Source organism: Enterobacter sp. RCC_40, from assembly GCF_041360735.1.
Lineage (GTDB): Bacteria > Pseudomonadota > Gammaproteobacteria > Enterobacterales > Enterobacteriaceae > Enterobacter > Enterobacter ludwigii.
Genome location: NZ_JBFUPR010000001.1, coordinates 412,256 through 423,202, shown reverse-complemented (window position 1 = coordinate 423,202; position 10,947 = coordinate 412,256). Strand labels below are relative to the sequence as shown.

The window sequence follows — 10,947 nt, the reverse complement described above, 5'->3', positions numbered from 1 at the left end:
CTTTTTTGACCGATGCCGGTTGTCCCGGCATCAGGTAAACGCCATCTTGCGCACAGCTGTCCGTCAGGGATTACGCCGTCATGATTTCTGGCGAGATCGCGTTCCTTAATAATCCGGTGTTATTCACCTGGGATTTCTTCAGCGCACGCGACGGCGGGCTGCACAAGCTGCAGGTAAATGGGTTTTTAATAAACTCGGTGGTGACGACAAAACCTCCGCCACACACGCTGCAGGCTTTACGCGAAATAATGCCGCAGTCGATAAAGCGTAATAATGTCCAGGCACGCGTCAGCCCCAGTACCGGCTTCTCATCAGCACAGGTACTGCACTGCTCCAGATAAAGACGATAGGTCTTCATCAACATTTCAATCGAGCGACCCTGCTCGGTCTTTTTTAAATAGAGGTAAATGTTGTAGAACATAGAAGAATGAATATTCTGTTCCCACGACATAAACCAGTCTTCGGAAAACGGCAGCATGCCTTTCGGCGGTGGGCAGCCGCGTAATTCTTTGTATAAACGAAGCAGACGACGACGGCTCAGCGACGTTTCCGACTCCAGTACCTGCATTCTTGCGCCAAGGGAAATCAAGCCCATGGCAATGTTGACCTCATCAATTTCCTGCAGCAGACTTTTTTCACCACACATAATTATGCCCCCTCAGCGGTAATGGCTTCTTCTTCGCTTAAAGCGTTAAGAAGATTGGTCGACAAAATAATGCCGGTATGAATTTGCTGCAGTGCTTCAATACGTGAATCTTTGGTCAGATTTTCAATCACCACTTCATCATCAACGCGCAAACGACAAATAAGCTGATTGGTGGCCGCCAGCTTCATTAACTGCGGTAACGACAGTTCTTTCAGGTTATCAATTGTCCCTTCAGACAATCCCAGGCGAAAACCCGCCGCAAATTTATCCTGGCGGATCAGCTGCTGGGCGAGCAGAAGATAGGACAGGTTAATATCATGAATATTTTGCAGGTACTCGTCGAAATTAGACACAGGCGAAAACTCCCAATGTTATTTAGCCATCAGTTGGCATGTCAGTTTAGTCAGATAACGTTTTCGAACTGATACAGAGAGTCTTTTGGCATTGATATTCACTCAGGTAAGTCAATCTTCCTCAGTAAATGAATGACAATCATGTCAATGCCAAAGGAGGCTGCATCACAAAACTGGCAAAATCATAAACACTAAGTATTTTCCTAACAAGCGACAGAAATTTCTCTAAATCCACGAATTACAGTTAAATCATTGATTTTAAAAATCAATAAAGGATTGTTAAACCTTATTAAACCTTGATATCAATGATTAAACCTGCATTAAAGACTGTATTAACAGGATTAATGTTAATGCCTTGTAATTATCTCTACGCCGATTCCATTCGACTGCGTAACCTTTTAACCGCCAGGCTGTGCAACTGACTCACGCGTGTTTCCGTAATCCCTAAAATCAGTCCAATCTCTTTCATATTCACATCCTGAAGATAATAAAGCTGCAGCAATTGCTGCTCTCTCTCCGGGATGAACTGAATATGCCCGGCGATCTGCTCCATCAAATTTTCCTTGATGGTGTCATTAAGCGGATTAAGCTGCTCATGATCGTCACCGCTTGTTTCCCAGCTGTCAGCATAATTTTCCTGCAGCTCGTCAACCGAGTACATCTGGCTGGTGTTATTATCCGCCAGCATCTGCTGAAATTCCTGCAATGACACGCCCATGCGCTCTGCAATTTCAGCTTCCGTCGCTTCCCCGCCTTTTTCCTGCTCAATTTGCTGAATAATGGCGACGATTTCACGCGTATGGGTTCGTACCCGCCGCGGAACCCAGTCACTTTCTCTCAGCTCATCTAATAACGCCCATTTTACCCGCTGGGTGATCCACGCGGTGAGCGTCACCCCTTTTTTCGGGTCAAAGCTTTCGACTGCGCTTAAAAAACCAATCGAACCCGCCTGAATTAAATCATCCAGCTCGACGCTGGCAGGAAGCCGCTTATGTAACCGCAATGCTTCCTGCCGCACCAGATAGTGATATTTAGACCAGACTACCGATTTATCTTCCAGCCCTTCGGCCGTATAAATACCATCCACGATTGCATTCCACCTGCTATTCTCTGCGAGAATTATCCGGTGAAATGGCGCATTCAAATAGTGCAATAAGCCTTTATAAAAATGCGCATTCTGTTACTTCATTTGTATTAACGGGCTATTTTAAAAAACAGCGCTATTAATGATGGTAATTAATAAGATTAAAAGGTTTCCCACTGGGCCAGGTCAGGCTCTTTTTGACGCCGTGGCTTATTAGGCTCTTCAGCCACGTTCGCCGCGGTGCTCTCCTGGTTCAGCCTGAACTGCGCCACCAGCCGCTCCAGCGCGTCGGACTGCGACTCCAGATCGCCCGCCGCCATCGCCGCCTCTTCCACCATGGCCGCGTTCTGCTGGGTCACCAGATCCATTTCGTTAACCGCCTGTGAAATCTGGTTTATACCTGCACTCTGCTCGTCCGAGGCCGACGTGATTTCGCCCATGATCTGCGTCACCTGCGACACGGACGTCACGATCTCCTGCATCACGGTGCTGGCCTGCCCCACCTGACGCGAACCGATATCAATGTTGCTCACGCTGGTGTTAATCAGCTGATTAATCTCTTTGGCCGCATCGGCGCTGCGTTTTGCCAGATTACGCACCTCTTCCGCGACGACCGCGAAGCCGCGTCCCTGCTCACCGGCGCGCGCCGCTTCCACCGCCGCGTTCAGCGCCAGGATGTTGGTCTGGTTGGCAATACTGTCAATCACGCCATTGATGTCGGCAATCTGACGCGAACTGGTGGTGATCTGCGCCATGATCTGCTCCAGGCTCTGCATCACTTCGCCGCCGTTATGGGCATTGTTGCTGGCGCTTTCCGCCAGCTCGCGGGCCGCGTGGGCGTTGTCGGCATTCTGGCGCACGGTGGTCTTGATCTGCTCCATGCTGGCCGCCGTCTCCTGCAGCGCCGCCGCCTGCTCTTCGGTGCGGGAGGAGAGATCGTTATTGCCGTGGGCAATTTCCTGGGCGTTGGTGTGGATACGCTGCACGCTGTCGCGGATCCCGAGGATCGTGCTGGTCAGGGAGGTACGCATGGTCTCCAGCTCGGTCAGCATATTTCCGATTTCATTCTGGCTACCGCTTTCAATCTCCTGGCTGAGATCGCCCGCCGCCACGCGGCGCAGCATCTCTACCGTCGTTTCCATACGACGCACCAGGGTGTGGCGCAGCCAGAAACGAATGGCGAACAGCAGACCGACGGCCAGAACCATCACCACAATCCCGACGCCCAGCATGATCTGGTAACCGCGCTCGGAAGCTTCAATATAGCTCTGGCTCAATCTGCCGCTCGCATCGCTGTACCGATCAACCTTATTACGCAGCGCGGTGCGCAGCTCCATATCATGTTCCAGCGAACCGGAATACCCTGCCGGGTTTTGCAGGTAGCCCAGCTTATTTTCGGCAACCTTATATACCTCGTTGAACGCGGTATTCACCTCGGCGGCCAGACGGCTCTCTTCCGGGGTATTAAACGGCGACGCCATAAAGGCATCCATATTACGGCGCGCAATTTTTACTACATTCAGCGTATGTTTGGCCACGTTCTCAGAGACCGGATTACCCAGCGCCGCCTGCAGCATCAGGCCGTTGGTGTTGGCCATAACGGCGCTGATGTTATAGGCCGCATCGCGCATCTGGTCGTTATTTTCAGAGGCCACGACAATACGTTTAAAATTGGTGTTATTAGAGACCGCGTCATAGACGGAATAAGCGGTTACGCCGAACAGCATCACCGCAAACAGGCCAATAATAAGGCTGATTGCGCTGTAAATTTTGAGTTTCGTTAACATAGTTTCTCACCCGCCGCGCACGGCTTAACCGTACGCGGTGGCGCCTGAAGAAAAGGAAATTAAAGGGTCAGGGACGTCACATATTAAACAGATTCATCTTCTGCATATTTTTGTAGACGTACATTGAAGCGTTGAACGCCAGCTCGGACATTTGCGACTCCGACACCAGCGTCACCAGCATGCTGGTGTCGGCACCGATGGCATCCTGCACTTTGACAATGGTGTCGTTAATCAGCACGTCGCCGGTGAGATCCAGAGCGTCAAGCTGCTGCATATTGGTGCCGAGCTCGGCCTGAGCTTTCCCAAGGCGGTCGATGCCCGCGTCGATGCCTTTACTGGCAGCTTCAAGCGCGACTCGCATAGCGTCGTAATCAATATCATCTTTTGTTAGCTCCTCAACGGCTTTGTCGAGAAGCGCAAAAATGTCATCGAAGATCTCATCGCCGAGATGGCCGGTTTGCATCTCGGTTCCGTCGGCAACGGTTTGTTTCCGTGCTTCGTCTCCTCCCTGATATGAACCTGCATCATCAAACGCTGGGTTATCTGTTTTAAAGCCGCTGAAAATATAGCGACCAGAGGCGTCACGGCTGTTGGCTAAATCCAGCAGATTCGCGCGGATCCCCTCAATCTCTTTCCCCAGCGCCCGGCGGTCATCATCAGAATAGGCATCCGATCCCGCCGCCACTATTTTTTCCTTCAGGGTGGTGGTCATCAGATTCCCCACGCCGTTCAGAATATTGTCCTGGAACTCCAGCGCGCCGCGCGCGCGGGAGCGCACGCTGCTGTACATCTCCAGCTTCGCCAGCGCGTCCTGATGTTTTACTGCATCGGTCGCGGCAGTCGGGTCGTCCGAGGCTTTGAGCAGCGTTTTACCCGCAGACATTCGCAGATAAGCCTCATTACTTTGGCTCATGCGTTTTGTCATCGCTTCCGAACTTTGCTTGTACATATAAAGCGTACTTAATCGCATCATCTTTTCCTTATCGGATGGCCAGCAGGGCATCAAACATGGCGGTCGCCGTTTTCAGCAGCTGCGCGCTGCCGTTGTAGTACTGGCGGAACATGTCCAGGTTGATATATTCCTCGTCCATGTTGACGCCAGAGAGCGCCTGCTTCGTGTCATATTTGGTGCGTAAATCGTTTTCGGCACTGGTGGCATAGGACTTCACCTCGCGGGCGCTTTCACCGATTTTGCCTGCCAGGCTGGCATAGGCTTCACTGAGCGTGTTATTGCCAATTAATGCTTCTTTCTGGATATCCCGCATTTTTTCGAGGTTTTTGTTATTCCCCTCGCCGCCCGTCAGGTCGGCAGCCGCAAAGTCCTGCGCACTGGTTATCTTACGGCTGATGCCCTCGGCTGCACCCGCCATCGGGTTGAGTGTGAATTTATCCCCCGCTAAGGCAGTGGAAGGGGTTGGAAGGGTAATTTCGATACCATCGAACTTTAACGTTCCTGCTGGTGCAGCGGGATCGAGAGGTACGATACGACCATCGGCCCCTTTCACCACCCAGTTTGCGCCATCAAAGCTGATGTCATAGTTCTCCGACTTCACCTCTTTGAAATTGGTCACCGCGATCTGGTCAAGCGCGTCGCCGCCCCTGTTTTTAGCGTTGGCGATAGCTTTGATATCCGGCAGAGAGAAGAGATCGCCACCAGACTTACCCTCAGCCGTAAGCCCTTCGCCGTTCTGCTTGTTCATCCGGTGCGCCATCATAAAGGCCATCTGGTCCAGATCCTGACGCGCGACCACGAGGTCCTCGTTGCGGAATTTGAACAGCCCACCCAGACGTCCTTTGGTGATGGCGTTTTCATCCAGCGGCGACGCTTTGCCGTTCGCATCCACGTACGACACAATCATCTTGTTGGGTTCGGCATCCGACGGAGAAGTTTCCAGCTTGTAGGCAGTGTCGTCAGAGACCAGTGGACGCCCATCGGGCAGCGTGACGCTCACGCGACCGGAGATCTGATCCTCGGTGACGGTAATCCCCAGCTGTTCGCTCAGCCCTTCCAGCAGCGCATCGCGCTGGTCGAGCAGATCGGCAGGCGGCGCGCCGTTCCCCTGCAGACGCTCCAGCTGTTTGTTCAGCTGTGCCAGCTGTTCGGTATAGCTGTTGATCTCTTTGGCGCTGCGCTCAATCTGAGTATTGGTACTTTTTTCAAGGCCGGAAAGACGTTTGGCGCTGGCGTTATAGCGGTTGGCCAGCACGTCGAGGGAGGTAAACACCGCCGCACGCGCCGGGCCATCCGCCGGGTCGCCGCTCAGCGTCGCCATATCCTTAAACAGCTTGCCCAGCGAAACCGAGACGTTATCCGACTCGTCCGCCAACATGTTATCGATATCCGCCAGCTGTTCCATCCGTCCGGTGAAGGAGGCGTAGCCGGAGAGCGAGTCCCGCAGCTGGTTGTTGGCGAAGGCATCGTAGGCACGCTCTACGCCGCTGGCGCGGGCGCCATAGCCAAAGAATCCCTGCGCAGTCGACATGCCGCCAAGCTCACCGATAATCAGGCTGCGGCGGCTATAGTTGCCGGACATGCCGTTAGTCAGGTTATCACCGGTTACCCGGATCGCGGCCTGCGCCACGCTGATGCCGTTTCTGGCTAAATTAAATAGGTTATTCATACGTTCTGGATATTCCCTGATTGCGGGCCCGGGTTCGCATCCGGGCCAGAAAGTTCATGGCTCTTTTTATTTCATCGGTGATTCAAAAATTCTCTAAAACATCTTTGTCAGAAAATCTTGTCGATATCGTTTTTATAGGCATTTACGCCCTGCTGAATATCGCCTTTTACCTTCTGAATAATGGTGATGAGCTTTTTCGCGTAGGCCGGGTCGGTCGCGTAGCCGCCCGCCTGCAGCGCTTTCGCCCCCTGCTCTGCTGAATCTGACTGCACCACGCCGCGATAGCGCGGGTTTTTGGTCAGCAGCTTCGCGTAGTCCGAGAGCGCATGTTCATAGGAGTCGTAGACGCGGAACGCGGCTTTCACCTTCTGCTTCACGCCGTTGATATATTCAGTGGTGGTGATTTCGGTGGTTTTGCCGCGCCAGTCGCCCGTGGCCTTAATGCCGAACAGGTTGTGGCTCGGGCTGCCGTCAGCCGCGGGGATCTCCCGTTTCCCCCAGCCGGACTCCAGCGCCGCCTGAGCCAGAATCAGATGGGGATGCAGCCCGCTCTGCTGTGCAGCCGCCTGGGCCGGGCGCAGCAGACGGGATATAAACGGATGCGCCCCTTCGACCGGTTTGGCAAATGACACCGGCGCAGGCAGACGCAGCGGGCCGGTGGCGGGAGCAGACGACAGCCCTGGGCGTAAAACATCGCGCCCCGGCGGGGCGACGACCGGGACATCGCTTTCGCCCCCCAGCTGGCGAACGATAAGATCGGCAAAGCCGAGCTGACCACTCCCGGCAATGTTTTGCGCGATCTGCTGATCGTGCATGGCGGTGTACATCTCTGAAGACTGGCTGCTCAGTAAATCGTCCTTAAAGGTGGCATCGCGCATGCTCTTCATCATCATCTGCACGAAAATCCCCTCCATCTGCTTCGCCGCCGCCTTCAGCGCGCCGGGCGTCTGCCGCCCGGCCTCCCGTTTCAACGTGTCCAGCGAGCGGACGTCAAAGGCGGGTTGTTCGAACTTGTCGAAGGCGTTCATCAGTTCACCTCCAGCTTCGCCCGCAGACAGCCGGCGTTTTTCATCGCCTGCAGAACCGACATCAGCTCGTTCGGCGTCGCACCCAGGCTGTTCAGGGCGCGGATCACCGCGTTCAGATCGGTACTGCTGCGCACGTGCTGCAGCGAGCCGCCGCTGTCGCGTACCGAGATATCCGTCTGCGGCACCACCACCGTCTCCCCGCCGCCAAACGGCGTATCCGGCTGGCTGATGATGTTGTTCTGCATCACTTCAACCGTCAGGGAGCCGTGCGCCACCGCGCAGGAATCGAGCGACACGTGGCGGTTCATCACCACCGAGCCGGTGCGCGAATTCACAATCACCTTCGCGTCCTGCACGTTCACCTTCAAGGGGATGTCCTGAATGTTGGCGAGGAAACGCACGCGGGACGGGCCGTCCGGCGGCGCGAACAGACGCACGGTGCGGGCATCTTCCGGCAGCGCCGCCCCGCCGCTGTAGCGCTGGTTGATGGCGTCGCTGATCTGCTGCGCCAGCGAGAAATCGGTCTCGTTCAGCTGCAAACGCACGATGTTCTGGGTCGCGAAATCGTTCGGCACTTCACGCTCGACGGTTGCCCCGCCGCTGATGCGCCCGCCGTTAAGCTGGTTCACCTGCACGCGGCTGCCGCCCGCCTGCGCGCCTGCGCCGGAGATCAAAATATTGCCCTGGGCGATGGCGTAGATCTGGTTATCCGCCCCTTTGAGCGGGGTCATCAGCAGCGTACCACCGCGCAGGCTTTTGGCGTTACCGACCGACGAGACCACAATGTCCAGCTTGTCGCCGGGACGCGCGAAGGGAGGCAGCTCGGCGGTCACCATCACCGCCGCAATGTTTTTCAGCTGCATATTGGTGCCTGCGGGTACGGTGATCCCCAACTGGGAGAGCATGTTATTCAGGCTCTGGCCGGTAAACGGCGCCTGCATGGTCTGGTCGCCCGTACCGTCAAGGCCGACAATCAGGCCGTAGCCCATCACGGAGTTAGAACGCACGCCCTGCACCGTCGCCAGGTCGCGAATACGTTCCGCGTGCCCCACTTTGGGCACCGCCAGCGTCATGCCATACAGCAGGATGCTGAGAAAAAACAGGATAGATTCTTTTTTCATGGTCATATCAGAAAGGAGAAAGGTTCAGGAACAGGCGTTGCAGCCAGCCCATGTTCTGCGCTTCGTTGATGTAGCCGTTGCCGACGTACTCAATGCGCGCGTCCGCCACCTGGGTGGAGGGCACGGTATTGCTGCCGCTGATGGTGCGCGGGTTCACCACGCCGGAGAAGCGGATAAATTCGGTGCCCTGGTTGATGGCGATCTGCTTCTCGCCCACCACGCCGAGGTTGCCGTTGGGCAGGAGTTCTTTCACAGTCACGGTGATGGTGCCGGTAAACGTGTTACGCGCCGCCGCGCCGCCTTTGCCTGCGAAGTCATTCGTGCCCTGGGCTTTGAAATCCGCCTTCCCGTCACCCAGCCAGCTACCGGCTCCCGTCGGCACAGCAAGCAATTCCATCCCGGCCGATCCATTACGGTTGGCACTGGCGGAGGAACTTTTGCTGGCGCTCACGTTCTCCTGCAGCAGGATGGTCAGCGTATCGCCCACGTTACGCGGGCGGCGGTCTTCGAACATCGGCTGGTAGCCGTAGTTCATCCCCTGCCCTGCCTGAAACAGTGAGCCGCCGGTCGCTGCCGGTGCCATCGGTAATGGTGTTGCCGTTGTCGGGCCTTCAACAAGGGGCTTTTGCATAATGTGCGCGCAGCCGCTAAGCAGCAGCGTGCTGGCCAGCAGCGCGGCTGCCGGAATGTGCATAGACAATATTTTCATTTCAGTGTCGATAAAAAGTCTGGCCGCGCGAGCGGCCAGAGAGAGGACATTACAGCTGGGAAAGGCGCTGCAGCATCTGGTCGGATGCCGAGACCGCTTTGCTGTTGATTTCGTAGGCGCGCTGCACCTGAATCATGGTCACCAGCTCTTCCGCCACGTTGACGTTGGAGATCTCCACGTAGCTCTGCTTCAACGTGCCCGCGCTCTCCATGCCGGGGTTCAGCTCGTTCGGCGCGCCGGAAGACTGGGTCTCTTTGTAGAGATTGCCGCCGATGCTTTCGAGCCCCGCGTTATTGACGAAGGTGGTCAGCGTCAGCTGGCCAATCTGCTGCTCTTCCGCCTGGCCGGGCACCTTCACGCTGACGATACCGTCGCTGCCGATGTTCAGTTTGGTGGCATCCTGCGGTATCACGATGCCCGGCTGAATCGGATAGCCTTCGGCATTCACCAGCTGGCCGTCCGGGCTTTTGGCAAAGTGGCCGTCGCGGGTGTAGGCGGTGCTGCCGTCCGGCATCTGCACCTGGAAGAAACCTTCACCCTCGATAGCCACGTCGTACTCGTCGCCGGTCGGGTTCATGCCGCCCTGCGTGTGTACCCGCTGGGTGGAGACCGGACGCACGCCGGTACCCAACTGCAGACCGCTCGGCAGGGTGTTCTGCTCGCTCGACTGGGCGCCTGGCTGGCGCATGTTTTGATAGAGCAGATCCTGAAACACGGCGCGCTGACGCTTAAAGCCGTTGGTGTTGACGTTCGCCAGGTTGTTGGAGATGACGTCCATATTGAGCTGCTGTGCTTCCAGCCCGGTTTTTGCGATCCATAAAGAACGAATCATGTTGTGGCTCCTTGCGCGAATTTAGCTCACGCTTAATAGCTGATTGGCCTTCTGGGCGTTCTCGTCGGCGGTGCGGATCACCTTCATGTTCATGTCGAAGCCGCGGGAGTTGGCGATCATCGCCGTCATGGCCTGCACCGGGCTGACGTTGCTGCCCTCGATGGCCTCCGGCGTCAGGCGCAGGGTTTCGTCCTGCGCCAGCATCTCGCCGCCCGCCGCGCGGAACAGCCCGTCGTCGCCGTGGACCATGCCGTTCATCTCGGCGTTGACCAGCTTCAGGCGGCCAACGGGCACCAGCATCGTCGGGTCATCACCCATGCCGAGCGCCGACACGGTGCCGTCGCTGCCGATGGTGACGTGAGACTGCGACGGCACTTCCAGCGGCCCGCCATCGCCCATCAGCGGACGGCCGTTGATGCTCAGCGCCCCGTCCTGATCCACCTCAATGGCGCCGTTGCGGGTATAGCCTTCGCTGCCGTCGTCCAGCGCCACCGCCAGCCAGCCATTCTGCGGCAAGGCCACGTCCAGGCTGCGACCGGTGTGGGTAATCGGCCCCATGGTGGTGTCATGAAACGGTGTCGACTCTGCCACCAACGCGCGGGTGCGCAGGGTTTCCCCTTCAATGGGCACCGAGCGGAAGGCCGCCAGCTGGGCGCGAAAGCCTGCGGTAGAGCTGTTCGCCAGATTGTTTGAGGTGACCGCCTGGCGGTTGAGCGCCGCGTTGGCGGCACTCATGGCGGTATAAATAGCGCGATCCATCATTCAG

Annotated in this window: 11 protein-coding genes; all 11 read right to left on the bottom strand. The window is 56.3% G+C overall.

Going from position 1 to position 10,947, the window contains the following annotated elements; genetic code table 11:
- Positions 1–70 precede the first annotated feature (70 nt).
- The 11 genes from flhC to AB6731_RS01880 all read right to left on the bottom strand — a co-directional run bounded on the left by flhC (position 71) and on the right by AB6731_RS01880 (position 10,940).
- Entirely contained in the window at positions 71–646 is a 576-nt protein-coding gene (gene flhC, locus AB6731_RS01930) for a flagellar transcriptional regulator FlhC (RefSeq protein ID WP_041909315.1), read from the bottom strand.
- Between the two features lie 2 nt (positions 647–648).
- On the bottom strand, positions 649–999 hold the full coding sequence (gene flhD, locus AB6731_RS01925; protein ID WP_041909314.1) for a flagellar transcriptional regulator FlhD: 351 nt from the start codon (positions 997–999) through the stop codon (positions 649–651).
- A 367-nt stretch (positions 1,000–1,366) separates the two neighbouring features.
- The gene (gene fliA / locus AB6731_RS01920) at positions 1,367–2,086 is read right to left on the bottom strand and encodes an RNA polymerase sigma factor FliA (RefSeq protein WP_262104691.1); all 720 of its coding nucleotides are present in this window, start codon (positions 2,084–2,086) and stop codon (positions 1,367–1,369) included.
- A gap of 158 nt (positions 2,087–2,244) precedes the next feature.
- Positions 2,245–3,870, bottom strand: coding sequence for a methyl-accepting chemotaxis protein (locus AB6731_RS01915; RefSeq protein WP_371005829.1), 1,626 nt, complete (start codon positions 3,868–3,870; stop codon positions 2,245–2,247).
- A 76-nt stretch (positions 3,871–3,946) separates the two neighbouring features.
- The gene (flgL, locus tag AB6731_RS01910) at positions 3,947–4,840 is read right to left on the bottom strand and encodes a flagellar hook-associated protein FlgL (RefSeq protein ID WP_371006126.1); all 894 of its coding nucleotides are present in this window, start codon (positions 4,838–4,840) and stop codon (positions 3,947–3,949) included.
- A gap of 10 nt (positions 4,841–4,850) precedes the next feature.
- Positions 4,851–6,491, bottom strand: coding sequence for a flagellar hook-associated protein FlgK (flgK, locus tag AB6731_RS01905; protein WP_371005828.1), 1,641 nt, complete (start codon positions 6,489–6,491; stop codon positions 4,851–4,853).
- A gap of 107 nt (positions 6,492–6,598) precedes the next feature.
- Entirely contained in the window at positions 6,599–7,519 is a 921-nt protein-coding gene (gene flgJ, locus AB6731_RS01900) for a flagellar assembly peptidoglycan hydrolase FlgJ (protein ID WP_262104697.1), read from the bottom strand.
- Positions 7,519–8,646: a flagellar basal body P-ring protein FlgI gene (locus tag AB6731_RS01895; protein WP_315986161.1), complete on the bottom strand. Its 1,128-nt coding sequence runs from the start codon at positions 8,644–8,646 to the stop codon at positions 7,519–7,521. Before AB6731_RS01895 ends, flgJ begins: the two co-directional genes overlap by 1 nt.
- A gap of 1 nt (position 8,647) precedes the next feature.
- Entirely contained in the window at positions 8,648–9,334 is a 687-nt protein-coding gene (locus AB6731_RS01890; protein ID WP_080337425.1) for a flagellar basal body L-ring protein FlgH, read from the bottom strand.
- Positions 9,335–9,398: 64 nt separating this feature from the next.
- Positions 9,399–10,181 carry a flagellar basal-body rod protein FlgG gene (gene flgG / locus AB6731_RS01885; protein ID WP_044856822.1) on the bottom strand — a complete coding sequence of 261 codons (783 nt, stop codon included), beginning with the start codon at positions 10,179–10,181 and terminating at the stop codon, positions 9,399–9,401.
- 21 nt (positions 10,182–10,202) lie between these two features.
- Positions 10,203–10,940: a flagellar basal body rod protein FlgF gene (locus tag AB6731_RS01880; RefSeq protein ID WP_371005827.1), complete on the bottom strand. Its 738-nt coding sequence runs from the start codon at positions 10,938–10,940 to the stop codon at positions 10,203–10,205.
- Positions 10,941–10,947 lie beyond the last annotated feature (7 nt).

Coding starts and splice junctions, on each gene's coding strand:
- flhC (WP_041909315.1), bottom strand. CDS start 646: ATGTGTGGTGAAAAAAGTCTGCTGCAGGAAATTGATGAGGTCAACATT.
- AB6731_RS01915 (WP_371005829.1), bottom strand. CDS start 3,870: ATGTTAACGAAACTCAAAATTTACAGCGCAATCAGCCTTATTATTGGC.
- flgL (WP_371006126.1), bottom strand. CDS start 4,840: ATGCGATTAAGTACGCTTTATATGTACAAGCAAAGTTCGGAAGCGATG.
- flgK (WP_371005828.1), bottom strand. CDS start 6,491: ATGAATAACCTATTTAATTTAGCCAGAAACGGCATCAGCGTGGCGCAG.
- flgJ (WP_262104697.1), bottom strand. CDS start 7,519: ATGAACGCCTTCGACAAGTTCGAACAACCCGCCTTTGACGTCCGCTCG.
- AB6731_RS01895 (WP_315986161.1), bottom strand. CDS start 8,646: ATGACCATGAAAAAAGAATCTATCCTGTTTTTTCTCAGCATCCTGCTG.
- AB6731_RS01890 (WP_080337425.1), bottom strand. CDS start 9,334: ATGCACATTCCGGCAGCCGCGCTGCTGGCCAGCACGCTGCTGCTTAGC.
- flgG (WP_044856822.1), bottom strand. CDS start 10,181: ATGATTCGTTCTTTATGGATCGCAAAAACCGGGCTGGAAGCACAGCAG.
- AB6731_RS01880 (WP_371005827.1), bottom strand. CDS start 10,940: ATGGATCGCGCTATTTATACCGCCATGAGTGCCGCCAACGCGGCGCTC.